The following is a 22,582-nucleotide window of genomic DNA, read 5'->3' on the forward strand; positions in this document are numbered from 1 at the left end:
CCCATGCAGAAAGTTGTGCCTGTAGTGGAAGGCATCGGTCTAAGATTCAGTTACTCGCGAATTTAGACTTTTGCATCGAATTTGAAGCGCGTTTTATTAAAATCATGCTTTTTCACACGCAATTAGGGTCTTTTTTCGACTGATCCATGTGCGCTACATCACGATTGAGTTTGGGTTGATGCGTTCTTTCATCATTTCGGAGCGTTACTCGCGAGTTTGGCACTTTTACTCGCCAATTTGGTTCTTTTGCTCGCGAGTTTAGGCTTCGCATCGAATGTGAGGTGCTTTCTTATAAAAATCATGCGTTTCTCATGCAATTGGGATCATTTTTCGTCAGTTTCATGATCGCTACGCGCATATTTGGCCCGAGTTGATGCGTTCTTTCATCATTTAGGAGAGTTACTTGCGAGTTTAGCTACTTTACTCGCCAATTTGGTTCTTTTACTCGCCAATTTACCGGTTTTACTCGCCAGTTTGGCCCGTTTACTCGTGAATTTGGCGCAAAATGGTCCAAAAAAAAAACTGTAGATGAACCCGATAGTTATCGAGTCCGTCTACAGTGACCACCCTAATAAAAAGGATGGATTTCTTGTTAATGTCCTTTATTCCATGATTTCTTTGTAGATCAATGTCGGTTTTTCAACTTTCGCTTTTGATATTGCAATGCTTTCATATAATTTTTCTTTCACTTTGGATACATCTTCAAAATTGCTATAAATCGTTACAAGGGATTCGCCTTTTGCTACGGTTTCGCCGATTTTTTTACGAAGCACAAGCCCGACCGCCAAATCGATTTCCGATTCTTTCGTCGCCCGGCCCGCTCCTAAAAGCATGGCTGCCGTTCCCACTTCATCAGCGATGATTTCCGATACATATCCATCCTCTTTGGCTTCCAGCTCAAAGGTATAAGCAGCCTGCGGAAGTTTTTCCGGATGATCGACAACCGATCCATCGCCTCCCTGGGCTTCCAGGAAAATCTTGAACGAGTTGAGTGCCGATCCATCTTTGATCGCATTTTCCAGCAATGTCCTTGCCTCTTCCAATGAACTTGCTTTTTTAGCTAGGTAAACCATATGGCTTCCCAATGTTAAAGAAAGCTCCGTTAAATCTTCCGGTCCTTCCCCTTTAAGCGTGTCGATCGCTTCTTTCACTTCCAGGGCATTTCCGATTGCGTAACCAAGCGGTTGGCTCATGTCTGAAATGACAGCCATCGTGTTTCTTCCGACATTGTTCCCGATACTCACCATCGCATGCGCTAATTCCTCCGAATCAGCAAGTGTTTTCATGAAAGCTCCTGCTCCCGTTTTAACATCAAGTACAATCGCATCGGCACCAGCAGCGATTTTCTTGCTCATGATCGATCCGGCAATCAGGCCGATGCTATTGACGGTGGCCGTTACATCGCGCAAGGCATACAATTTTTTATCGGCAGGGGTCAAGTTCCCGCTTTGTCCGATGACAGCGATTTTGTTTTTATTCACAAGTCGGATGAACTCGTCATTTTCAATTTCCACATGAAAACCTGAAACAGACTCCAGCTTATCAATCGTGCCGCCAGTGTGTCCTAGACCGCGTCCTGACATTTTCGCCACGGGAACACCTACTGCAGCAACCAATGGCCCAAGCACGAGTGTGGTCGTATCGCCAACACCGCCCGTTGAATGTTTATCGACCTTGATTCCTTCAATCATCGATAAATCGATTTGATCACCCGACTCGACCATTGCCATCGTTAAATCTGCGCGCTCCTGTTCATTCATTCCTTTGAAATAAACAGCCATCGACCAGGCGCTCATTTGGTAATCAGGAATCGTTCCATTGGTGAAGCCTTTGATGATGAACTGGATTTCCTCTGTTGAAAGAGCCTTGCCGTCACGTTTTTTCTCAATTAAGTCTACCATTCTCATAGTAAAATCCCCACTTCTTAGAGGCACCTCGTTCTCGGGTGCGCTTGTATTTTTTTGTTCGGTTTATATGTCTTTAACGATTTGCTTAACAAATTCCAGAAAACTGCTTTTCACCTTTTCAGTCGTTTCGATCACTTCTTCATGTGAAAGCGGTTGATCAAGAATGCCAGCGGCCATGTTGGTGATGCATGATATCCCGAGGACCAACATGCCGCTATGTCTAGCCACGATTACTTCCGGAACCGTGGACATTCCCACTGCATCCCCTCCAAGGATCCTTGCCATTTTCACTTCAGCAGGTGTCTCATAGGTCGGTCCCGAATTCCCGACATAAACGCCTTCCTTAATATTTATGCCAAGTGCTGATGCGATTTTTTTAGCTTTAGCCCGAAGTTCTTTATTGTAGGCTTCAGACATATCAGGGAATCTTGGCCCGAAACGCTCCTCATTAGGTCCGATCAGCGGGTTAGTACCCATAAAATTAATATGATCGGTAATGAGCATCAAGTCTCCTGGCGAGAAGCTTTCGTTAACGCTTCCGGCAGCATTCGTTACGATTAACTGCTCCACACCTAGAAGTTTCATTACACGCACAGGGAAGGTGACCTTCTCCATCGAATAGCCTTCATAAAAATGAAAACGTCCTTGCATGGCCACCACTTTTTTACCGCTTAATTGGCCGATGACAAGCTGGCCGGCGTGTCCTTCGACAGTCGAAACCGGGAACTCCGGGATGTCTTGGTAAGGGATCGTGATCGGATTTTCAATTTCATCTGCCAATACCCCCAGGCCCGAACCAAGGATCAATCCTATTTCCGGAGTGCCTTCGATCTTATTTTTTATGAATGCAGCAGCTGTCTCTATTTTATTAAACATCATTTACTCTCCCCTTATTTTAAATCGCCCAATATACTTTTCCCGAAGGCGGGCATTTTCACATCGAAATTAGCAGCAACTGTCGCCCCAATATCTGCAAATGTTTCGCGTATTGGAAGCTCTGACCCTTCTTTGAATCGTTTGGAGTATACCAATAACGGAACATATTCACGCGTATGATCGGTTCCTTCATGTACAGGGTCATTACCGTGGTCGGCAGTGATGATCAATAAGTCATCTTCTTTCAGCTTTTCAAGGACTTCCGGCATCCGGGCATCGAATTCTTCCAATGCCTCGCCATATCCCTTAGGATCGCGGCGGTGGCCATATAAAGCATCGAAATCGACTAGATTAAGGAAGCTTAGTCCCTTGAAGTCCTGGTCTATCGTTTGGATTAATTTATCCATTCCGTCCATGTTGGATACAGTCCTCAGTGATTCGGTCACGCCTTCGCCATCAAAAATATCCGAGATTTTCCCGATTGCAAGAACATCATGACCGGAGTCCTTCAATTCATCCATCACTGTCCGATCGAAAGGCTTCAATGCATAGTCATGACGATTGGATGTCCTTTTGAAGCTGCCCGGTTCACCCGTGAAAGGCCTGGCAATCACGCGTCCAACCTTGTACTCATCAGCCATTGTCACTTCACGTGCAATTTCACAAATCTTGTATAATTCTTCGATCGGAACGATATCTTCATGGGCAGCAATCTGCAAAACGGAATCAGCTGATGTATAAACAATCAATGCGCCTGTCTTCATATGCTCTTCGCCAAGTCTTTCAATGATTTCCGTTCCGCTCGCCGGGACGTTTCCTATGATTCCACGGCCCATTTTCGCTTCAAGTTCATTGACCAGCAATTCAGGAAAGCCATTTGGGAATACACGGAATGGCGTGGAGATATTCAACCCCATGATTTCCCAATGCCCAGTCATCGTATCTTTTCCTGTTGATGCTTCTTTCATTTTTGTATAGTATGCAAGAGGTTGCTGAGCTTTATCGATTCCTTTTATTTGACGGATATTCCCTAAACCGAGTTTTGCAAGATTCGGCATGTTCAATCCATTCATTTCTTCTGCAATATGTCCGAGTGTATCGGACCCTTTATCACCGAATAAATCCGCATCAGGTGCTTCACCGATTCCAACCGAATCCATGACCACTACAAATATACGTTTAAAAGCTGAATTCCCTTCCATGCTCATTCCTCCTAAAATAGTAAATCGCTTTTTATACTCTTTATAGTACCCTTATCTTGCTTAGTTACTCTTTAAAAACTATTTTTGAACTTTAATCACGACAACGTCAGAAGTCTGACCTCTCTACATTGTAAACGATTACCATGATCGAGACAAATAATATATTTCAAAAAAAACAACAAAGTGACGATTAGCAGGAGCAGGAATTTCCAGCATGCTTTACACTCCTCGCGCCTATTGCAAAAAGGCCGCTTCCCCTGCCTGATACTGGTAGGAAGCAACCTCTATAACTCTACTATTCTACTATGCCCGCGGATGGAATTTTGAATATACATCCTTGATGCGAACGTTAGTAATATGTGTATAAATTTGCGTTGTCGAAATGTCCGCGTGTCCCAGCATCTCCTGGACGGCCCGTAAATCAGCACCATTCATCAATAAATGCGTCGCAAAAGAATGTCTGAGTGTATGCGGTGTGATTTCTTTTTCGATATGTGCCGATTTTACAAGTTTTTTGAGAATCTTCCAAAATCCCTGTCTTGTCAGCCTGTTGCCATGATGATTCAAGAAGAGCGAATCCGTCCTGTGCTTCTTGCTGGCCAATTTTCCTCTTGCTCCCCCCAAATAATGTTCGATCGCACCCAAGGCCGTTTGCCCAATCGGAATGATTCTCTCTTTATTACCTTTCCCGACACAACGGACAAACCCCATCGATGCATGAACATCACTCACATCCATGGATATCAGCTCACTGACCCGCATACCCGTCGCATACATCAATTCAAGCATTGCCTTATCGCGCACACCGAATTCGTCCATCGGCTTCGGGGATTCCAATAACGCCTCAACCTCTTCCATGCTCAGCACTTTCGGCAGGGTACGCTCCGGTTTCGGCGTTTCTATATGTATCGAAGGATCCTGATCGGTCACTTTTTCCCTCAGAAGAAATTGATGAAAAGACCGGATCGAAGCAATATGGCGCGCTACCGTTTTCGATGATTTCCCTTGATCCTTCAAATGGACGAGAAAATGCAGGATATTCACACGCCGTGAAGCGTTCCAGTCGTCAATGGATTCAACTTCCACCAGATAGCACCAATATGATCTCAAGTCGCGCTCATAGGATACGAGCGTATTCTTGGCAAGACCTTTTTCGATCGTTAAAAAATGAATGAAATCCCTGATTTGATTTTCCATAGTCACTCCCCGTTTAAATAAAACAGCATTAAGCGTTCCAGCCATGCATCGTCACCCGTATCGACGGCCTTCGAAACCTTCACGGCCATCCCTTTTGGTTCATCATAACGATGATAATTTTGGTACTCCTGATTTAACCATACCATCCCTATATAAAAAAGAACAGTGAAGCTAACGAAGAGCACCATCACTTTTGCCGTATGCAAAACCAGCGATAATGATGTTTTCATCATCTTTCCCCCTCCCGTTTCATCCCTTGTATCAATCTATGCCCACCAGGACAAGTTTTATACGTGATCCGTCAAGGAGAAGAAAAAAAAAACGGCTTTCCTTTACTAACATCCATTCCTGATTACCCTACAATCCATGGTTGCACAAACAGGTTTTGAGCCTTTTAAAAACGCAGAAAACCTTCTCCAGTAAATGGAAAAGGTCCGTCTTCATTCACCTTTATTCTCTTGTTTATCATGACAGCGATGACAGATGCCATGAAAGGTTAATCTATGATCTTTTATCTTGAAGTTCCAATCGCGTTCCACGATCGATTCCACGTCTTCAAGTAAGTCTTCCTGGATCTCATCCACCGCACCGCATTCCACACAAACAAGATGGTGATGGAAATGCGCAGCTCCTTCTTGTCTTAAATCATAACGGGAAACCCCGTCTCCAAAGTTAATTTTATCCACTATTTTCAATTCAGTCAGCAACTCTAGCGTACGGTATACTGTTGCCAATCCAATTTCCGGCGACTTTTCTTTGACAAGGAGGTAAACGTCTTCTGCGCTTAAATGATCCTCTTCATGCTCAAGTAAAACGCGGACGGTCGCTTCTCGCTGAGGCGTCAATTTGTAGCTGGACGAGTGCAACTGCTTTTTTATCCTATCAATTCTGTTTTCTATTTCCATACCTAATATTCCCTCCCGCGCCGCTATCTTATCCATTATATCAAATGAGGGAAAACTGTCAAAATAGATTTCTTGTTAATGATAAAAAAAATTGCGATAAGGGCAAATTTCCGTCAATGACCCAATAAACTCACGACATTTTTCATCAAGGAAGGTGATAGGTATGCTTCGAATGCTGCAGCCGTAACCAAAAACAATCCGGACAGCACCAATGAGAAAATATATCTTGATATAATCGGCTTAAGCGGCTCACGGACCTGCTTAAGGAAAATCCGGCTGATCATCTTCATCGATAGTGACACGGCAAGGACCGTTATCACGATGAAGATCGGCACGATGAAGATATTTTGGGGCAAAATGGAAACGAAAGACAATAAGAAACCGCTCCATCCCATTTGATTGACCAAAAAACCGACGGTGAATCCGACGACCATCCCTTTTATGAATAACAAAACCAAAATGACCGGCAAGCCGATTACGGATATTCCAAGTATCCAGATGACGCCGATGTATCTTATATTATGCATGATACTTTGGCTGAACATATCATGAGAAGAGGCAAATTCACCTTTGGATACTTGTCCGAAGAATTGCGATAAATAATAGAACAAGTCCTCCTTTTGGGTAAAGCTCAAACTATTCACAAGCACCGCTCCAAAAATGACACCCATCAAAAAAAGCACTGTGATAAAGACATATAATGAGGAATGTTCGTTAATATGTCTCATTACGGCATTTTGTACGACAGATTTTCTTTTCATCTTTCATCCTCCCAACTCCGCTTACTAGAATCTATGTTTTCACTCTCTCATTTATGCTAAGAAAACTTTTCACTGCAAGCGCACACTCGAAATGGAATTTATGTTATAATTCCCCATAATCACAAGATGGAGGTAGGTTATGAAAGCGATATTGATGGATTTCCCCGAAAAAATCGAAACCCCGCGATTATATTTAAGGCCTTGCCAGCCAGGTGATGGCCTTGATGTTTACGAAGCCATCATCCATTCTGAACTTGAACTTAAACAATGGCTCCCTTTTGCCCATCAGGAGGCCTCAGCGGAAATTTCCGAGCGAAACGTCCTGAAATCCTTCGCGGATTTCATTTTGAAAGAGGATATCAGGCTGCTTATTTATAGGAAAGAAGATGACCAATTCATTGGTTCTACCGGACTGCACCGAATTAATTGGGATATCCCCAAATTCGAAATCGGCTATTGGATTGATACAAGGTACAGTAAAAAAGGCTACATAACGGAAGCGATAGAAAAGTTGACAAAATTCGCTTTTTATCATTATGGAGCGAAGCGAGTTGAAATTCGCTGTGATCCCGATAATACTGCAAGTAAACGCATTCCCGAGAAGCTGGGGTATACATTTGAAGGCATTTTGCAAAATGACAGCCTTAGTGCAGATGGCAAGGAATTGCGGAGCACCTCCGTCTATGCCAAAACAGCAAATTGAAAAAAACTGACAGCGGCGATTTCCACCCTGGAGCCTATGGAAGCTTTAACAACGTCAATCCTGCTGGGTCCGTTTGCTCATGATAGAAAAATCGTCACGAAGCTGTTCAGAGCCGGTTCGGGAGAAACACGTTCTTTTAATTGATGGTTGAACGGTAAGCCTCCCTTTTCCTTTCGTGAACGACGCATGTTTTCATTCGATGGGGACGATTAAAATACTTCGGTGAAACGGCTGGGTACTGACAATTGGGGTGAAGAAAATTAAATGAACGCGGAATCCAAAAAAGATGCTGCCTGCAAAAACAGACAGCATCTCATCACGGTGCATAGCTTTTCTTGCCCTCTCCCCTTCAGCCTTCCTTTTTGACCTTTCCGTACTTTCCACCGCCCCCCGCTTCAAGGATGAGCGTCCCATTCCTGGCTGCATCGATATAGTCGGCCAATTTATCAGGAATGATTCCCTTAAGCTGTTCTAATGTAACTTCATGAAGGATGTTCATTTCGGTTCCAAATGCCTCCAGCAGTTTTTCCATCGATTTTGGACCAAGTCCAGGGATGAAGTCGAGTGGCACTTGATGGATATATGGCGGCCTTTCCCTTTTGCGCCCTCCATCCTTTTTTGACATCGACAGTTCCTGGATGCGGGAGGATACCCCTTTTATGATTGATGGATTCCCGCATTCGCTGCACTCGCCGCTTCCATTCAATATCTCGTGGAAGCATGCTGAACATACGGTTTGATGATATTTCCCCAATAAAGGGTTCAATCCATAATTGGCGCTCACCTTGCGATTTCCCTTTTCTTGAAGCGCTTTTTCCAATTCAGTGAAGCTTGGTTCCAAAAGCTGGATTTTTTGATATTCCCGAGCGATTTTCCCAAGTGAATGCGCATCGGAGTTCGTCACGAAGGGATAGGACTCCAACTCCGCAATATCCTTTACCATGTCTGTATCCGAGCTTAGACCGAGCTCGATGGCATCAATCAGCTTGGGATCGAATACTTCGGTCAAGCTCGATTCCACCCCCTTTCCGTATAAGCTTTTAAATGGGGTGAAAACATGGGCTGGGATGAATAGGCCGCCGAGTGACTTAACGATTTTTTGCAGCGTCCTGGCATCACAATAAATCCTCTGAGAGCTTAAGGTGATATTTTTAATATGACCACCCATCCATGCGGAGAATTCCTTCATCGCCTTTAAGGTGGGGAAGTACGCGAGAACATGGATGGGACCATTGCAATTCTGATCATAAATCTCAATTTCCGAGCCGGGAATGATGGTCGTATTCTTGTACAAAAGACCGCCTTCACGCTTCTCGATGATTTTCCCATCCACAACCCCCGCTTCGATCTCTTCGATGATTTCCGGCGAATGGCAATCGATGATCCCGATTAAATCAAGGCCCTTCCTCTCACTTGCCACCTGCAGGATGTTGCTGAAGGTCAAGGTTTTAGCACCCGTTATTTTCACGGCCTTTCCGCTCCTCGTCCTGCCTATATGGATATGGAGATCAGCATAGAACTCTTTCATTTAGGAAGTCATCGCCTTTTTTAGCAGCAGGTACTGAACGGCGTATGCCGTCTTGGCATCCTGGATTTTCCCTTCACGTAAATAGTCCTGTGCCTCCTCCAGCGTAAGCTCGATCAGCTCGACAAATTCATCTTCATCCAGCGGTGCCGCATTTTCTCTCTTCTTCAAATCGTGGGCCACATACAAATGGACCAATTCATCAGCAAAGCCTGGCGACGTGTAAAAAGAGATGATGTGCTCCATTTTCCCGCATACATAGCCTGTCTCTTCTTCCAGCTCCCGTTCTGCCGACAGAACCGGTTTCTCCCCTTTTTCAAGCTTTCCGGCAGGGATTTCTATCAAGCTTCTTTCGAGCGCTTTACGATACTGTTCAACCATGATGATTTTATTTTCTGCCGTAAGAGCTATGATCGCAACGGCACCTGGATGTTTGACTATTTCACGTTTACCTGTTTTCCCATCAGGAAGCTCCACCTCGTCCACTTGCAGGCTGATTACCCTTCCTGTGAAGATTTTTTCCGAAGACAGCGTTTTTTCCTCAAATTTTTTCATCCTGAACACTCCTCTGTTCTAATTGCAGCATGATTTCTCATACATTTTACCATACTAGAGATGGAGGGCGATTCGATGAAGATTTATGTGCTGGAAAAAAGCGTTACTTTATCCGGAAAGAGCTGGGAAATCATGCACAAGCTAAAACAAATGCAACAGCATTATGTCTATATCAATGATTGGATTGCCGACATACACGATCAGGTTCCCCCGGCACCATTAAAAAGGATCAAGTGAATTCTTTGAGTGGAAGGGATTTCTCCTTTACAATGAATGGTAAGGGAGAGTGGATACTATGAAAAAACGCAGACTTGGTCATTCAGAGTTGCTTGTTTCCGAAATCGGGCTCGGGTGCATGTCATTGGGGACGGATGAAAAGCGGGCATCCGAAATCATACAAGCCGCTTTAGATGAAGGGATCAATTATTTTGATACCGCAGATCTTTATGATTTCGGTGTGAATGAAGAAATTGTCGGCAGGAATTTAAAGTCGGTGCGCGAACAGGTCTACATCGCGACCAAGGTAGGAAACCGTTGGAATGAAAATAAAGATTCCTGGTCCTGGGACCCCTCCGCCGCATATATCAAAGCTGCGGTAAAAGATAGCTTAAAACGGCTCGGAACGGATTACATCGACCTCTACCAGCTGCATGGCGGAACTCTAGCAGATAACATGGAAGAAACGGTAGAAGCGTTTGAAGAGCTAAAAGAGGAAGGCTATATTCGTCATTATGGGATTTCCTCGATCCGTCCGAACGTAATCAAGGAATTCACTGAAAAGTCGGAGCTGGATTCCGTTATGATGCAGTACAGCCTGCTTGATCGCCGCCCGGAAGAGTGGATGTCCCTTTTGGCAAGCAATCAGATCAGCATCATCGCACGAGGTCCCCTTGCCAAAGGCCTGCTTAGCGAGAAAATGCTCGAAATGTCAAATGAAGATGGATACCTTGATTATAGCTATCACGAACTGAAAGATTTGCTTCCGCAATTAAAGGACAAGCTTTCTGACCGGAACTTGAATGAAACGGCTCTGCAATATATATTGTCACACCCAAGTGTCGCAGCCGTTGTACCAGGAGCCAGCTCAGTAAAGCAGCTCCGGGAAAACTGCCAGGCCGCCAGCAGCCCTTCCTTGTCAAAAACAGAGCTTGACATCTTGAAGCAGCTGACCAAAGCGGGCCGATATGAAAGCCATCGTGACTGATAATTGGAATCATCAACTTAAACAAAAACAGGCTGCCCCTTCCACATTTTTTTACCTGGAAGGGGCAGCCTGTTTTTGTTTGCCTTCGGATTGCCCGCCCGGCAGTTTCAGCACGTTTTTCTACGATGAAGCTATGGTCCAAGCTCCAAATCATTCTGCCAATCTTTTTTATTGCCAATCTAAAATTAGTATTGTACAATTCAGTTGTGCACAATTTAAAAAGAAATTAAAGGAGAATTACAATGACCAAAACATTATTCACTACATCTGTAACGGTTGATGGCGGAAGAGAAGGAACGGCCATTTCTGCCGATGGTAACTTTACGGTTGATATCGCGATGCCTGGAACGCCAAGGGCCAAGCAAATGCCTGAAGCATCCAATCCTGAACAGCTTTTTGCTGCTGGGTATGCCGCATGCTTTGATAGTGCTCTGCAATCAGTCGGTAAAGTCGAACGTGTTTCATTCGATTCAAAGGTCACTGCCAGCGTCAGCTTATTGATGGGTGAGATGCATCAGTACAGTTTGGCTGTCACTTTAGCTGTGAAAGGATCGGGAATCGATAAAGCAACGTTTGAAACCCTTGTCCATAAAGCACACCAAATGTGTCCTTACTCTAAAGCAATCAATGGCAATGTCGACGTCGCCATTGAGATCGATGTAGATTAATGAACATCCGATAACAACAAAAAACGCTTCGAGTGATCCTTCACCCGAAGCGTTTTTCTTTAAAATTGCTGTAAAGATTTCAATAAGTGCAGCAACGAAGCTTTCAAATCCTCGATTACTCGCTGATCTTCGCCGGAGATGGCAGAAATGCGCTCGGGAATGAAGCAGGCTTCTGCCTGCAAGCCGCGTCCCTTTTCAGTCAGCACAATCATGACGGAACGTTCATCTTGGGTGGAACGTTCACGGACAATCAAATCATTCTGCTCCATTCGTTTCAGCATCGGGGTAAGCGTCCCTGAATCAAGGGCAAGCAGTTCCCCCAATTTTTTGACCGTGAGTGTGTCCTGCTCCCACAGCAGGAGAAGGACGAGGTATTGAGGATACGTCACTTCAAGTTTATCCAGCAGCGGTTTATATTTTTTCGTCATTTCCCTTGAGCTTGCATAAAGCAGGAAACATAATTGATTTTCAAGTACATGTTCCAGTTTGTTTTGCATCATATCACCAGCTAGTCTTAGTCAGTCCGCCCTTCATTAGATCGGAACTTATCTTTACTATAATCGTTCTGCTTTATAAAATAAAGGAAATCAGGATGGGTGCATGGCCGCTTTTTCCGTTTACAAGACAACTCCATCGTCCGGCTCCGTTTTGCCTTTATTTATAGTTCTTCCAATTCAGATCGCTTTCACCCAATAGCTCTTCGAATGATTTGTTTTTCTCCCGCTGCTTTCTTTCTGCGCGTTTCTTTTCTTCTTCCGCAGCCTTTTTCTCGACTTCCGCCTCATTCAGTTCCTTTTGCTTTTGACGAAGCTGGGACATGATATCATGATTGAGCATATCGCCAAGCTTCAATGCTGATGAATCCTTCTCTTGATTTTTACTCGGATTTTGTTTTCGTGGCTGTTTCTTTTTCATCCCCTAAACCTCCTAGCCCATATTATGACCTGATTATATCACGATAGCCGTTTTCCCCGTTACAGTTTTCAAACCGTGTTTTCCCATTTCCCTCATGGTAAAATAAAGAAAATCGAACAAGGGGGTATCCTCCATGAAAAAATGGTGGCTTGTAATAGCTGGTCTTCTATCTTATATCATCGGTGTCGGCCTTTATTTCTCCAATCGGATCATGTACATGAAAAAGAAGGAAGATGCTTTTATCCAAAATCGGGAAATCCTGGCTAAACGCCTGGTCAGGGAGGATTTCGATAATCTGCCCAAAACGGAATTCTGGGTATCCTCACCGTCAGGCTATCCCTTGAAATGCCTTTTTGTCGAACCTCATCAAACCAACAAATGGATGGTCATTTCCCATGGTGTGACGGAGAACAAAGTCAATTCGATCAAGTATATGAATATTTTCCTCAAGCGGGGCTATAATGCCATCATTTATGATCACCGCCGGCACGGAGATTCGGGGGGCAAGACAAGCAGTTATGGACATTATGAAAAACTCGACCTGAAGGCCGTGATCGATGAATTGAAAAGACTTAAAGGCCCTGACCTTACCATTGGCATCCATGGTGAATCCATGGGGGCCGCGACCCTGCTTTTATATGCCGGGATGCTTGAAGATGGAGCTGATTTTTACATTTCCGACTGTCCATTTTCAAATTTCGAGGATCAAATCCAACATCAGCTCAAATCGGAAATTCCCCTTCCTTCATGGACCGTGTTCCCGCTTGGGCGCCTGTTCATCAAACTCCGGGACGGATATTGGACTAACGAAGTGTCCCCGATCAAGTATATGAAAAACATCCACAGCCCGGTCCTTTTCATTCACAGTGAAAAGGACACCTTCATTCCCGTTTCCATGACGATGGATTTATATGCAGCAAAAGAGGGCCCAAAGCAGCTGTACATCGCTAAAAAAGGGGCCCATGCTCAATCTTATAATGAAAATCCGCAAGAATATGAAGCACAAATCGATCAGTTCCTAAAGCTCGTCGAGTAGGAAAAGAGGGATAACCCCCTCTTTTCTTTACATTTTGTTAAAAAAGCTCATTCTTGGATTCAGGATTTGATTCGGACTTTTTAACTGAAAACTGTTTGCTTCCGGCACAAAGTCTATTTTCATGCTTTCATCGAGGAAAATCATTTTTGATTTTTCTACGAATAGAGGAATTCCGTTCGTTTCAACCTTTTCGTTCCCTTCCTCCACTTCATCGACCAGCCATAGCGCCGTTACACCGCTTACCACGCAGCCGCAGCCATCCGTGTCATATTTCAACTGTAAATGCCCTTCCTGTCCCTGTAGCTTATCGGCTATCTTCCCTGCCGCTCTTTCCGTCCATTCAATATACATGTTACATGCCTCCCGATGCTTTCTTTGCCTGCCCCCATTATAAACGATAAACGCGCTGCTGTTAACGATTCTGCCTGCCTTTAGGACTGCCCGGGGAAAGCGGCAGCCCTTTTTTTCATCACCCTTCCATTATCCTCACATCCGCTATATCTGAAAGCTTGATATAGTGGGCCTGCTGAAAATGGTCAACGATATGGAGCTTTTGGTTGAGCTCATTATAATAATGGATCCGGCCAATTAGCAGCTGATACCGGTTTCCTTCATAATGGGCAATCGAGACATCCTTCCTATCCTCCATCGCCTCCCCCATCACGGCATTCATCTCTTCCAACTGCTGCTCATCAAGCATGCGTTTCGTTTCATAACCATCCTCCACCACCCAATCCCGCAGCATTTTCACATGCTCCGGCAGCATCATCGATGTCCATTTGATCCGGCCTCGATCACGAATCATCCTTTTCCCCTCCCTTCAAAATTCCACATCACGCTTTATGTCCGCCAAGCAGCCTGCTCCGGTAAACCGCTGTACCCGCTTCGGTATACGAAACGGCACGCAATAACGCCCTCGACCCATATTTATGGCGAATGCGATCGACCGTGTAACTCAGCTCCCGCTTTTTCCAGCGCGACATATCAAATAAAGTCAGCTGCATCTCGTTATCGTCGATAATGTTCGAAAGTGTGACCGCTATGCTCCGAACCGTTTTTTGCTTTGTATAGTTCTCATGGAAAAGCTCCAGGCAAACTTTATACAGCTCCATCGTTATGTTAGTCGGTTCGCCAATCGAACGGGAACGCTGGAAGCCCCCGCCAAATTCATCCTTGCTGTAGCCAATGCTCAGACTGACCGTCCTGCCTGCCTTGTAATGGGTGCGTGCCCTTCTTCCAACTTCTTCGCAAATCTCCAGCATCACCTGCTTGATTTCATGCTCTTCCTTGTAGTCCCGCAGCAGAATCTGGCTTTTTCCAAAGCTCACCTGCCCCTCGATAATCGGTGCCCCCACATCTGATAAATCGATTCCCCACGCATGGTGGTAAAGCTGATTGCCCATGATGCCAAACTTCGCTTCAAGTAATTCAAGATCATAATTGGCAAGCTGCCCAACCGTAAATATTCCCATTCGATGAAGGGTCTTTTCCACACGCCTGCCGATGCCCCACATTTCATGAAGCGGGGAAACCGGCCAAAGCTTGCTTGGCACATCCTCATACTTCCATTCCGCAATCCCTTCATGCTTCGCTTCTAAATCCAAGCAAAGCTTGGCCATAAGCATATTCGGACCAATCCCAATGGCACATGGGAGCTGTAATTCCCTTTCCATTTCATCTTTTATCTTTTCAGCTATCGTCCAGGCATCTCCCCATAAAGAAGCGGCCCCGTCGACTTTCACAAAACTTTCATCCACACTATATACGTGAATGGCTTCTTTAGGCACATAACGGTTGAACAGGCGGGTAATTTCCGTTGAGACCCTTAAATAGGTCGCCATTTTCGGTTCAACGACGACAATCCTTGGATCATTCGGAATCTCAAACATCCGCGAACCCGTTTTGATGCCAAACTCCTTCTTCATCTTGGGAGAAGCAGCAAGCACGATGCTCCCCGTCCTCTGTAAATCACCAACCACCGCTAGATAACACTCGAGCGGATTTAAGCCAAGCATGACCGCTGAACAGCTTGCATAAAAACTTTTCATATCGATACACATAATTGATTGTTTCGGCATCGTCCCATAATCCATAATCCATTCACCCTAACAAGAATATACGTTCGCTTTTATTATATTCATTACTTTAACCGAATATACGTTCTTGTTCAATGGAAGTTTTCAGCCAAATTTCTACTTTTTAATGCAATTTCCTCGAAAAATATATTTATCCTTATATTAGGCAAAAAATCCATTATTTTCTTTTATATCCATATAGTTTTTTAATAATAGATCAATTCGTAGCTTGAATTATTCAAAATGATTCCAAATACTCACCCACTCAACTGTTTTACATTAAATTTCAATAGTCTTTGGAATGCTCTTTTTATAGGTCTTACTATCTAATTTTTGTAATGAAACTGTAATCAAAAATATGTCTAATTGTCATAATGGTATTGTAGGATAATATTGTTAAGAACAATCGTGAGATAGATAGAGAGGAAATGAAAACTAATGAAGAAATGGATCGCTTCAGCTGCTGTTGCTTCTGCCATGATGCTGACCCCGCTGCAAGCCTTTGCTAATATTGGAGACCAAACCCTCAGACCCGGAATGACACATAGCGATGTCAAACAACTACAACAACTTTTAAAAACCAAAGGTTATTTCACATATTCAGGTTCACTGACTACATATTATGGAACCTACTCCACATCAGCAGTAAAGAAATTCCAAAAGGCTAAAGGTCTAACCGCCGATGGAATTGCCGGAAGAGGCACATTCAATGCACTTGGCGTTTATAATGTCAATAATACAAGCATGATCAACTATGCAAAAACCTTGATTGGCAAACCTTATAAATGGGGCGGAACGACTCCGGCTGGATTCGATTGCTCTGGCTTCATCTATTACGTGTTCCAGAAGTCACAAGGAATCACCTTACCGCGTACCACGTCCTTGCTCTACTCCAATACAGGTTTAAAAGTATCGTCACCCTCTAAAGGAGATCTTGTATTCTTTGATACTTCTTCAGGAAGAACAGGCGTATCACACGTTGGGATTTATATTGGAAACGGTCAATTCATTCAGGCTTCGACTTCAAAAGGAGTAACCATCACGGATATGGATAATTCTTATTGGAAACCAAGATATTTAGGTGCAAAAACTTTATAACCCGCAGGGACGGGCTATTGAAATCCCGTCAAAGAGCCGGACAGAACTTCTGTCCGGCTCTTTTTATTATGATGGATGCCGAACCAAAAAAAGACCCAGGGAGGGTGCTTTTGGATGTGAACATGAGTGAAATGCAGTTCATAGGCTATTTTACATATAAAATCTCATCCGTTATATCCTCGACGGTCACCACGAAGGAAGAATCCATATTGGAACGATTCATCATTTCGATCGTGTACACATGCTCTGAGGGCAGATGGGTGATTCCAAGAACGATGAATCGCTGACTTTCGGCTTCGCTGACATACTCGAGGGCAGAGCTGACCGCCCGCTGCTCGGCTAAGCTTTGTTCATCCGTCAAAACAAGAAGCAACTCCGCCTTCGCTTTCCCAGGAAATGATTTCGTGACGCCGCCCCTGTGCCACGGTTTGACTTTCATCCCAACCTCTAGCTCGGAAAAATCAAGGTGCTTCCCCTGTTGATCTTGAATATATGTATCAGCGGTCACCTTATAATAAGTCCCTTTAACCAAGATCCTTTTATCGTCAAGATCGGTAATGAAGCCTTCTTCTCCCTTGGCAATGTTCTCCCGCTTGTTCCAATCAGAGGTTTGACAGCTCCCTAGAATGCAGACGACCAACAAATACATAAACAGGTTTACCATCTTCTTCATGAAAATCCCTCCTAAAAAATAGACGCAATTCGCCATGAAATGGTTACCGATTGATTTAATATAAATCCCCCTTCCTAAAACAGGATCATTTTCACTTTCATTTGCGGTCCTGACCTGACAATTCAATCAGCGGAGGAAGGGGATTGACGGTTTTTATAGAATTAGTAAGGAATAACTTGTGAAAGGAAGAAAACACGTGAAATTAAAAGTCATAAACAGCATACGAACCAATAATTTTACCGACGAACGTTTGATAGAAAGGATTACGGAATTATGGCAGCGGGCTTCCGATCGTCTGGCTAATCAAGAGGCAATTACCTATGCTGTATACCATACATATGAAAATGATTATAAAGGCGATTATTCATTAAGTATAACCGTTGAAGCGGATGATGGGGAGCCTTCACTGGAAATCCCGGATAACGCAAAATATGAAATCTTCAGTGTCGACACAACAATGGAACACGGGGTTTTCAGCACCTGGAAAGAAATATGGGCGCGTGAGGATGCGGGGACATTGGAGAGGGCATACTCCTTCGACTTTGAAAAATATTATCCCAATGGAGAAATTGAAGTTCACATAGCCATATAGCAAACTCATAACGTTCCTTCCCTCTCCTGGCGGTCCAGGGAGCCTCCCTCGCATGCGGGCTCCCCCTCTCGCACCTTTCGTTTCCAAAAATTCCGGTAAGGAAAACGAAGAAGACATCCCGATTTACTTTGTGCAGAAGGATCTGCGAGAGTCTCCTTATGCGAACTGCAAAATAAAAAAAGGGTTTCGAAATGTTTCCATTTCGAAACCCTTTTGCCTGAATGCTACGTACAAATTCCGTACATTGCTTATTTTTTAAAAAATGCTTTTTTTCCTAAGGATTCCGAAATCCCCGGAAATAGCGAATACCATTTCCCAGCCAAGTCCATCCAGCCAGGGAGATTGATTTCCCTCTTATTGGTCAGCATCGCCGCTACGATTTTAGTCGCGACATGCCTAGGCTTAAGCATGAATTTTTCAACATTTTTCAGATATGTACCCGATTCATCGGCGATATCAAAGAAATTCGTTTCTATCGGTCCCGGGTTGACGGTGGTCACATAAACATGATCTTCCATCAGCTCGAGCCGGAGGGCGTTTGAATAGCCGAGAACGGCGAATTTGGTCGAAGAATACAAGGATGATTTAGGAGTGGCAATTTTGCCTGCCTGTGAAGCGATATTAATGATATGCCCTGATTTTCTTTCCTTCATATAGGGAAGGACTTGCTTTGTACAGGCCATCAGCCCTATCACATTGACGGCAAACATCGCTTTCGTTTCGTCCACTCCCGTATCCTGTGCTTCTTTGAAGGTCCCGAAGCCGGCATTATTGACCAATACGTCCACTTCACCTATTTGGTTGTGGATGTCTTGGAACACCGTTGCAATCTGATCGCTATCTGAAACGTCCAGCTTATAAGCATATGCATCGACCCCATATTGATTGCTTAGCTCATTCTTCAACTGTTGTAATTTATCCAACCTTCTGGCCAGGAGAACCAGGCGGCATCCCCGCTTTGCCGCCTCGATCGCCACTTCCTTGCCAATCCCTCCGGATGCACCGGTAATCACGATTACTTTCCCTTGCAAGTTTTTCAAAAAGCTGTCCCTCCTTTAAGCGATTGAATAGAGAATGACACCAGCTCGGATTTCCGTTTCGACTTCACCCAAATCTTCCAGATAGTCCAGCTGACCGATCGTTTCAGACAATGTAAGGCCAACTTCCTGAAGGTATACCTTCGGAAACAATTGCTGACACACTTCAAAGACTGATAATGCCTTATCGGAAAGCATACTTTTCACCTGCATCGCCCGATTGTGCTGCCGCTCGAATCTATGTTGAATCAAATCGGCGACCTCATCGCCCTTCACTTCATCACCATGTCCCGAGTAAACGGTCGATATGGAAAAATCCAATAACTTCTGAAGTGAAGCATTATATTGCAGTAACGGCCTCGGCCTATTGCCCCCAGTAATAATGGGCGGCTCCATCAATGGATTGGGTGAAATCTTGGCAAGCAAGTGATCACCGACAATCATGACACCGTCACTTTCCCGATAAAACGATAGATGACTTTGAGCATGCCCTGGAGTTTCGACCGTTTTCCAGCCTGGAAGGCCAGGCAGTTCATCCCCCTCAGCCAAAAAACCCTGCAGCTTCCGTTCACTGAGAAACTTGATTTCGTCGCGATGATGGATCAATTTATTTTTCAGCTCTTCAGCGACTCCAAACTTCGAGGCATAATCAAGGAAGAAACGATTATGGATTTCAAGGAATTCATCACTTAGGGCGAGCCAGCGCTGATTGTTTTTGTGTCCGTAAACCGGGATTTCCTTTGCAAAGAAATCGAGTGCGCCGGCATGATCAGGGTGATGATGGGTCAAGATGATTTGTTCGATATCGGTCAATTCCAAGCCCAAATCCGCAAGTCCCTGAGTCAACGCCTCTTTTGATCGTTTCGTTTTGACGCCAGTGTCGATGAGGGTCAAAGTATCCCCCTTCACAACATAAACATTTACGTCACCCACTGCAAATGGTGTGGGCAAAGCAATTTTTGCAATATCTCCATTCCATTTCACCATATTCATGTCCACCTTAGAAATTATATTTATATAAATTTTTTTATGCATCAAACCAAATTCTTAGTACTCATAACAAGTAAATCAATGTATAATTACCATTTTACATATATTTTTTGACACTGTCATTATTTTCACATAATTCACGTCTATTTTTTATCGCCAATGCATATATTATCATTGACAGAGTGACGACATATCCTTCATAATCACAAGTAATCAAAGACGGTATGGCTATGATTAGGGCCAAGTAAATTTATTGATGGCGTAAAGAGAGTGAAGCCCAGATTGTGCTGAAAGGCTTCATCGCCCTCTCATAATTGAACCTACCTTATGAGCCTTCAGGAAAACCTGACGTAAATCCCGCGTTAGAGGATGCGAGTGCAGCATTCCTGTTCAATTGGAATGCTGAACAAAGGTGGTACCACGGAAGCGAGACCTTTCGTCCTTTATTGGATGAGGGGTCTTTTTGTTTTTAGGAAAAAAATCGTTGATAGAAGGAAAAGGAGCGGAAATCATGAAGAAAATAGCATTCATCGGGGCTGGATCGATGGCAGAGGCAATCATTTCGGGACTGGTGACGCAACAGGTCATACAGCCTGCCAATATTTTTGTAACGAATAAAGCGAATGATGATAGGTTCGAATATTTAGAAGAACAGTACGGGGTCACCACCACGAGGTCGCTGCAAGCATTATTGCAGGATGCGGACCTTGCCGTCCTTGCCGTGAAACCGAAGGATATCTTAGAAACGATGCAATCAATAAAAGAGTACATTCGTGAAGGGATGCTGTTCATTTCCGTTGTGGCCGGAGTCCACACATCAAGCCTGGAGGGAATCGCCAACAAGCAATTCTCCATCATCCGCGCCATGCCAAATACATCGGCAGCCGTAGGAAAATCAGCTACGGCCCTTGCCGCTAATGGCCATACGGAAGAGCCGCAATTACAAACGGCCATCACCCTTTTTGAGACGGTAGGGACAGTCGCAATCGTTGAAGAAACGCAGCTTGATGCGGTAACAGGCTTATCAGGCAGCGGTCCGGCTTATATTTATTACTTGGTCGAAGCATTGGAAAAATCAGCCGAAACAATTGGTCTCGATTCCCAAACGGCGAAACAATTAATTCTTCAGACATTGCTAGGTGCAGCGGACATGTTGCAGAAGTCCCCGAAAACGCCAGCCGTGCTCAGGAAGGAGGTAACATCACCGGGAGGTACGACTGAAGCAGGGTTAAAAGAACTTCAGGCCCATCATGTGCAGGAAGCCTTCATTGCCTGTGTACAGGAAGCCACTGAGCAATCGAAGCGAATGGGTGAACAAATAAGCAAAGAACTTGCCAAACATGTCGTCCCCCAGTAAGCATGCGGCTGCTTGCCAGGCACCCTTCGGACGGTGACACGGCAAGCAGTCCTTTTCATGGTTCGTCCCGTACCCGGGCGCTCACTCTATGATCAACATATCCTTTTCATCAAAACGCCAATCCTTCGAATAGGCCACCTCCCAATAGTACCCATCCAGGTCGGAAAAATACCCACTGTATCCTCCCCACTCGACATCTTGAGGCGACTTCTCGATTATCGCACCTGCCCTTTCAGCTTTGAACATCACCTCATGCACTTCTTCGACCGATTTGGCATTATAGGCAAGCGTGATGCCCGAAAAACCACCCCGCTGCGGCGGCTCGTGACTGCTGATATCTTTCGCCAACTCCTCTAAAGGGTACAAAGCTAGTTTCGTTCCTGCATTATTGAAAAAAACGATGGCAGGATCATTGTCTTGAACCGATGTTTGAAATCCCAATCCATTGCGGTAAAATGTTAAAGATTTACCCATGTCTCTTACGCCTAACGTGATAAGATTGATCCTGTTCATGATATGCCTCCTTTTTTTTTGACTGCACAATGGGTAATTCGACATCAAAGCGAATATTCCTTTTCGGATGAACCGGCAAGTAAAACCCTTTTAACACCTTCATGCAAATTACGTAGGAAATCCACTTTCTTTGCCGAATGAATACAAGTTTTGTCAACCGTAAAGGATTTGCTCATTCCATATCGAATTCAACATCCAAAAGGGGGAATTTCGATGAATACAAGTGCAGTTGCCCGGTTACTGAATGTTTCCCATAGTACGATCCAGCGTTGGGTTAGCCAATTGAATATGGAAGTAGAACGGAATCAGCTTGGCCACTACCAGTTTTCAGAGGAAGACATTGCCTTGTTAAGAAAAATCCAAAATCAGCTGAACGAGGGCATCATTCTCCAAAAGGTCAGCATATCCGAGAATAAAATCAGAAAAGCAACCGTTGCGAAAAACCCTGATATCGCCAAAGAACACGAACAGCTGATCGAACGGGTCGTCCGCCTAGAAAATGGTTTGAAAACAAAAGCGGATGATGTGGTTTCTTATCAGCTTTTACAGCACAGAAGTGAAATGGAAGAGATGCACAAACTCGTTAAAAAGCTCGAAGCCCGTATCGAAGCCTTAGAAACGCCGATAATCCAGCCATTTGATTATTTCCTTGCTGCCGAAGAAACCGCCATCACGAAAAAAACGAAAAAAAGACCGTTCATGAAAATGATTTTCGGCAATCGCCAAAAGAACGCGTCCGCTTCATGCGATTAAATTCATATTGATTAATAAATGGAAAAGGCCTGACCAAAGG

At 44.3% G+C, this 22,582-nt stretch carries 27 protein-coding genes; 9 read left to right on the forward strand and 18 right to left on the reverse strand.

Translation table 11 applies throughout. The features are described 5' to 3' along the window. Window positions 1–602: 602 nt before the first annotated feature. The 7 genes from QNI08_RS04845 to spoIIM form a co-directional block, all read right to left on the reverse strand. Window positions 603–1,907 (reverse strand): pyrimidine-nucleoside phosphorylase, encoded by a 1,305-nt coding sequence (locus QNI08_RS04845; protein WP_285766289.1) that lies wholly within the window; start codon window positions 1,905–1,907, stop codon window positions 603–605. Window positions 1,908–1,970: 63 nt separating this feature from the next. Then, window positions 1,971–2,786 (reverse strand): purine-nucleoside phosphorylase, encoded by an 816-nt coding sequence (locus QNI08_RS04850; protein WP_285766290.1) that lies wholly within the window; start codon window positions 2,784–2,786, stop codon window positions 1,971–1,973. 11 nt (window positions 2,787–2,797) lie between these two features. Continuing rightward, entirely contained in the window at window positions 2,798–3,985 is a 1,188-nt protein-coding gene (gene deoB / locus QNI08_RS04855) for a phosphopentomutase (RefSeq protein ID WP_285766291.1), read from the reverse strand. Window positions 3,986–4,288: 303 nt separating this feature from the next. Beyond that, a complete protein-coding gene (xerD, locus tag QNI08_RS04860) occupies window positions 4,289–5,182 on the reverse strand; it encodes a site-specific tyrosine recombinase XerD (protein WP_285766292.1) in 894 nt (297 codons plus the stop codon). A 2-nt stretch (window positions 5,183–5,184) separates the two neighbouring features. Then, window positions 5,185–5,412: a YqzK family protein gene (locus tag QNI08_RS04865; protein WP_285766342.1), complete on the reverse strand. Its 228-nt coding sequence runs from the start codon at window positions 5,410–5,412 to the stop codon at window positions 5,185–5,187. A gap of 210 nt (window positions 5,413–5,622) precedes the next feature. Continuing rightward, entirely contained in the window at window positions 5,623–6,081 is a 459-nt protein-coding gene (gene fur / locus QNI08_RS04870) for a ferric iron uptake transcriptional regulator (protein WP_061144437.1), read from the reverse strand. A gap of 119 nt (window positions 6,082–6,200) precedes the next feature. Further along, a complete protein-coding gene (gene spoIIM / locus QNI08_RS04875; RefSeq protein ID WP_285766293.1) occupies window positions 6,201–6,848 on the reverse strand; it encodes a stage II sporulation protein M in 648 nt (215 codons plus the stop codon). 139 nt (window positions 6,849–6,987) lie between these two features. Here spoIIM and QNI08_RS04880 point away from each other — a divergent pair, with 139 nt between their 5' ends. After that, window positions 6,988–7,551, forward strand: coding sequence for a GNAT family N-acetyltransferase (locus QNI08_RS04880; RefSeq protein WP_285766294.1), 564 nt, complete (start codon window positions 6,988–6,990; stop codon window positions 7,549–7,551). A gap of 349 nt (window positions 7,552–7,900) precedes the next feature. On the opposite strand, the gene QNI08_RS04885 is transcribed toward QNI08_RS04880, so the two are convergent. Both QNI08_RS04885 and QNI08_RS04890 read right to left on the reverse strand, forming a co-directional pair. Continuing rightward, window positions 7,901–9,079, reverse strand: coding sequence for an endonuclease Q family protein (locus QNI08_RS04885; protein WP_285766295.1), 1,179 nt, complete (start codon window positions 9,077–9,079; stop codon window positions 7,901–7,903). Continuing rightward, window positions 9,080–9,631 (reverse strand): NUDIX hydrolase, encoded by a 552-nt coding sequence (locus QNI08_RS04890; RefSeq protein WP_285766296.1) that lies wholly within the window; start codon window positions 9,629–9,631, stop codon window positions 9,080–9,082. 75 nt (window positions 9,632–9,706) lie between these two features. Between QNI08_RS04890 and mciZ the strand changes: the two genes are divergently transcribed. The 3 genes from mciZ (at window position 9,707) to QNI08_RS04905 (ending at window position 11,503) form a co-directional block, all read left to right on the forward strand. Then, window positions 9,707–9,868, forward strand: coding sequence for a Z-ring formation inhibitor MciZ (gene mciZ / locus QNI08_RS04895; protein WP_285766297.1), 162 nt, complete (start codon window positions 9,707–9,709; stop codon window positions 9,866–9,868). A gap of 58 nt (window positions 9,869–9,926) precedes the next feature. Then, window positions 9,927–10,835 (forward strand): aldo/keto reductase, encoded by a 909-nt coding sequence (locus QNI08_RS04900; protein WP_285766298.1) that lies wholly within the window; start codon window positions 9,927–9,929, stop codon window positions 10,833–10,835. 242 nt (window positions 10,836–11,077) lie between these two features. Then, window positions 11,078–11,503 (forward strand): Ohr family peroxiredoxin, encoded by a 426-nt coding sequence (locus tag QNI08_RS04905; protein ID WP_285766299.1) that lies wholly within the window; start codon window positions 11,078–11,080, stop codon window positions 11,501–11,503. Between the two features lie 59 nt (window positions 11,504–11,562). Here QNI08_RS04905 and QNI08_RS04910 read toward each other — a convergent pair whose 3' ends face one another. Together QNI08_RS04910 and QNI08_RS04915 are read right to left on the reverse strand one after the other, a co-directional pair. Then, window positions 11,563–12,000 carry a MarR family winged helix-turn-helix transcriptional regulator gene (locus QNI08_RS04910; protein WP_285766343.1) on the reverse strand — a complete coding sequence of 146 codons (438 nt, stop codon included), beginning with the start codon at window positions 11,998–12,000 and terminating at the stop codon, window positions 11,563–11,565. Window positions 12,001–12,157: 157 nt separating this feature from the next. Further along, a complete protein-coding gene (locus QNI08_RS04915) occupies window positions 12,158–12,418 on the reverse strand; it encodes a YqkE family protein (RefSeq protein WP_285766300.1) in 261 nt (86 codons plus the stop codon). 133 nt (window positions 12,419–12,551) lie between these two features. On the opposite strand from QNI08_RS04915, the gene QNI08_RS04920 reads away from it, so the two are divergent. After that, a complete protein-coding gene (locus QNI08_RS04920; RefSeq protein ID WP_285766301.1) occupies window positions 12,552–13,454 on the forward strand; it encodes an alpha/beta hydrolase in 903 nt (300 codons plus the stop codon). A 27-nt stretch (window positions 13,455–13,481) separates the two neighbouring features. Here the strand turns inward: QNI08_RS04920 and QNI08_RS04925 are convergent, their stop codons facing one another. From QNI08_RS04925 to QNI08_RS04935, 3 genes are all read right to left on the reverse strand, one after another. Next, a complete protein-coding gene (locus QNI08_RS04925; protein WP_285766302.1) occupies window positions 13,482–13,805 on the reverse strand; it encodes an iron-sulfur cluster biosynthesis family protein in 324 nt (107 codons plus the stop codon). A gap of 118 nt (window positions 13,806–13,923) precedes the next feature. After that, window positions 13,924–14,259, reverse strand: a complete 336-nt coding sequence (locus QNI08_RS04930) for a YolD-like family protein (protein WP_285766303.1) — start codon at window positions 14,257–14,259, stop codon at window positions 13,924–13,926. A 28-nt stretch (window positions 14,260–14,287) separates the two neighbouring features. Next, window positions 14,288–15,550: a Y-family DNA polymerase gene (locus QNI08_RS04935; RefSeq protein ID WP_285766344.1), complete on the reverse strand. Its 1,263-nt coding sequence runs from the start codon at window positions 15,548–15,550 to the stop codon at window positions 14,288–14,290. 417 nt (window positions 15,551–15,967) lie between these two features. Here QNI08_RS04935 and QNI08_RS04940 point away from each other — a divergent pair, with 417 nt between their 5' ends. After that, window positions 15,968–16,627, forward strand: coding sequence for a C40 family peptidase (locus tag QNI08_RS04940; protein WP_285766304.1), 660 nt, complete (start codon window positions 15,968–15,970; stop codon window positions 16,625–16,627). A gap of 145 nt (window positions 16,628–16,772) precedes the next feature. On the opposite strand, the gene QNI08_RS04945 is transcribed toward QNI08_RS04940, so the two are convergent. Next, complete coding sequence (locus QNI08_RS04945) at window positions 16,773–17,300, reverse strand: DUF3221 domain-containing protein (protein ID WP_285766305.1); 528 nt, start codon at window positions 17,298–17,300, stop codon at window positions 16,773–16,775. A gap of 196 nt (window positions 17,301–17,496) precedes the next feature. Here QNI08_RS04945 and QNI08_RS04950 point away from each other — a divergent pair, with 196 nt between their 5' ends. Continuing rightward, window positions 17,497–17,892, forward strand: coding sequence for a GyrI-like domain-containing protein (locus QNI08_RS04950; RefSeq protein ID WP_285766306.1), 396 nt, complete (start codon window positions 17,497–17,499; stop codon window positions 17,890–17,892). A gap of 248 nt (window positions 17,893–18,140) precedes the next feature. Here the strand turns inward: QNI08_RS04950 and QNI08_RS04955 are convergent, their stop codons facing one another. Together QNI08_RS04955 and QNI08_RS04960 are read right to left on the reverse strand one after the other, a co-directional pair. Next, window positions 18,141–18,932, reverse strand: a complete 792-nt coding sequence (locus tag QNI08_RS04955; protein WP_285766307.1) for an SDR family NAD(P)-dependent oxidoreductase — start codon at window positions 18,930–18,932, stop codon at window positions 18,141–18,143. A gap of 15 nt (window positions 18,933–18,947) precedes the next feature. Beyond that, window positions 18,948–19,916 carry an MBL fold metallo-hydrolase gene (locus QNI08_RS04960; RefSeq protein ID WP_285766308.1) on the reverse strand — a complete coding sequence of 323 codons (969 nt, stop codon included), beginning with the start codon at window positions 19,914–19,916 and terminating at the stop codon, window positions 18,948–18,950. Window positions 19,917–20,430: 514 nt separating this feature from the next. On the opposite strand from QNI08_RS04960, the gene proC reads away from it, so the two are divergent. Continuing rightward, window positions 20,431–21,276 carry a pyrroline-5-carboxylate reductase gene (proC, locus tag QNI08_RS04965; protein WP_285766309.1) on the forward strand — a complete coding sequence of 282 codons (846 nt, stop codon included), beginning with the start codon at window positions 20,431–20,433 and terminating at the stop codon, window positions 21,274–21,276. A gap of 81 nt (window positions 21,277–21,357) precedes the next feature. Here proC and QNI08_RS04970 read toward each other — a convergent pair whose 3' ends face one another. After that, window positions 21,358–21,789: a VOC family protein gene (locus tag QNI08_RS04970; RefSeq protein ID WP_285766310.1), complete on the reverse strand. Its 432-nt coding sequence runs from the start codon at window positions 21,787–21,789 to the stop codon at window positions 21,358–21,360. A 213-nt stretch (window positions 21,790–22,002) separates the two neighbouring features. On the opposite strand from QNI08_RS04970, the gene QNI08_RS04975 reads away from it, so the two are divergent. Then, window positions 22,003–22,542 carry a MerR family transcriptional regulator gene (locus QNI08_RS04975; protein ID WP_285766311.1) on the forward strand — a complete coding sequence of 180 codons (540 nt, stop codon included), beginning with the start codon at window positions 22,003–22,005 and terminating at the stop codon, window positions 22,540–22,542. Window positions 22,543–22,582: the final 40 nt, after the last annotated feature.

It is taken from the genome of Peribacillus folii, from assembly GCF_030271255.1.
Taxonomy (GTDB): domain Bacteria; phylum Bacillota; class Bacilli; order Bacillales; family DSM-1321; genus Peribacillus.

Excerpts from the sequence above, each read along its gene's own strand:
- QNI08_RS04845 (WP_285766289.1), bottom strand. The coding sequence starts at position 1,907 with ATGAGAATGGTAGACTTAATTGAGAAAAAACGTGACGGCAAGGCTCTT.
- QNI08_RS04865 (WP_285766342.1), bottom strand. The coding sequence starts at position 5,412 with ATGAAAACATCATTATCGCTGGTTTTGCATACGGCAAAAGTGATGGTG.
- QNI08_RS04910 (WP_285766343.1), bottom strand. The coding sequence starts at position 12,000 with ATGCAAAACAAACTGGAACATGTACTTGAAAATCAATTATGTTTCCTG.
- deoB (WP_285766291.1), bottom strand. The coding sequence starts at position 3,985 with ATGGAAGGGAATTCAGCTTTTAAACGTATATTTGTAGTGGTCATGGAT.
- xerD (WP_285766292.1), bottom strand. The coding sequence starts at position 5,182 with ATGGAAAATCAAATCAGGGATTTCATTCATTTTTTAACGATCGAAAAA.
- QNI08_RS04915 (WP_285766300.1), bottom strand. The coding sequence starts at position 12,418 with ATGAAAAAGAAACAGCCACGAAAACAAAATCCGAGTAAAAATCAAGAG.
- QNI08_RS04890 (WP_285766296.1), bottom strand. The coding sequence starts at position 9,631 with ATGAAAAAATTTGAGGAAAAAACGCTGTCTTCGGAAAAAATCTTCACA.
- QNI08_RS04880 (WP_285766294.1), top strand. The coding sequence starts at position 6,988 with ATGAAAGCGATATTGATGGATTTCCCCGAAAAAATCGAAACCCCGCGA.
- QNI08_RS04975 (WP_285766311.1), top strand. The coding sequence starts at position 22,003 with ATGAATACAAGTGCAGTTGCCCGGTTACTGAATGTTTCCCATAGTACG.
- QNI08_RS04930 (WP_285766303.1), bottom strand. The coding sequence starts at position 14,259 with ATGATTCGTGATCGAGGCCGGATCAAATGGACATCGATGATGCTGCCG.
- QNI08_RS04945 (WP_285766305.1), bottom strand. The coding sequence starts at position 17,300 with ATGAAGAAGATGGTAAACCTGTTTATGTATTTGTTGGTCGTCTGCATT.
- QNI08_RS04960 (WP_285766308.1), bottom strand. The coding sequence starts at position 19,916 with ATGGTGAAATGGAATGGAGATATTGCAAAAATTGCTTTGCCCACACCA.
- QNI08_RS04925 (WP_285766302.1), bottom strand. The coding sequence starts at position 13,805 with ATGTATATTGAATGGACGGAAAGAGCGGCAGGGAAGATAGCCGATAAG.
- proC (WP_285766309.1), top strand. The coding sequence starts at position 20,431 with ATGAAGAAAATAGCATTCATCGGGGCTGGATCGATGGCAGAGGCAATC.
- QNI08_RS04940 (WP_285766304.1), top strand. The coding sequence starts at position 15,968 with ATGAAGAAATGGATCGCTTCAGCTGCTGTTGCTTCTGCCATGATGCTG.
- QNI08_RS04920 (WP_285766301.1), top strand. The coding sequence starts at position 12,552 with ATGAAAAAATGGTGGCTTGTAATAGCTGGTCTTCTATCTTATATCATC.
- QNI08_RS04970 (WP_285766310.1), bottom strand. The coding sequence starts at position 21,789 with ATGAACAGGATCAATCTTATCACGTTAGGCGTAAGAGACATGGGTAAA.
- mciZ (WP_285766297.1), top strand. The coding sequence starts at position 9,707 with ATGAAGATTTATGTGCTGGAAAAAAGCGTTACTTTATCCGGAAAGAGC.
- QNI08_RS04850 (WP_285766290.1), bottom strand. The coding sequence starts at position 2,786 with ATGATGTTTAATAAAATAGAGACAGCTGCTGCATTCATAAAAAATAAG.
- spoIIM (WP_285766293.1), bottom strand. The coding sequence starts at position 6,848 with ATGAAAAGAAAATCTGTCGTACAAAATGCCGTAATGAGACATATTAAC.
- QNI08_RS04900 (WP_285766298.1), top strand. The coding sequence starts at position 9,927 with ATGAAAAAACGCAGACTTGGTCATTCAGAGTTGCTTGTTTCCGAAATC.
- QNI08_RS04885 (WP_285766295.1), bottom strand. The coding sequence starts at position 9,079 with ATGAAAGAGTTCTATGCTGATCTCCATATCCATATAGGCAGGACGAGG.
- QNI08_RS04905 (WP_285766299.1), top strand. The coding sequence starts at position 11,078 with ATGACCAAAACATTATTCACTACATCTGTAACGGTTGATGGCGGAAGA.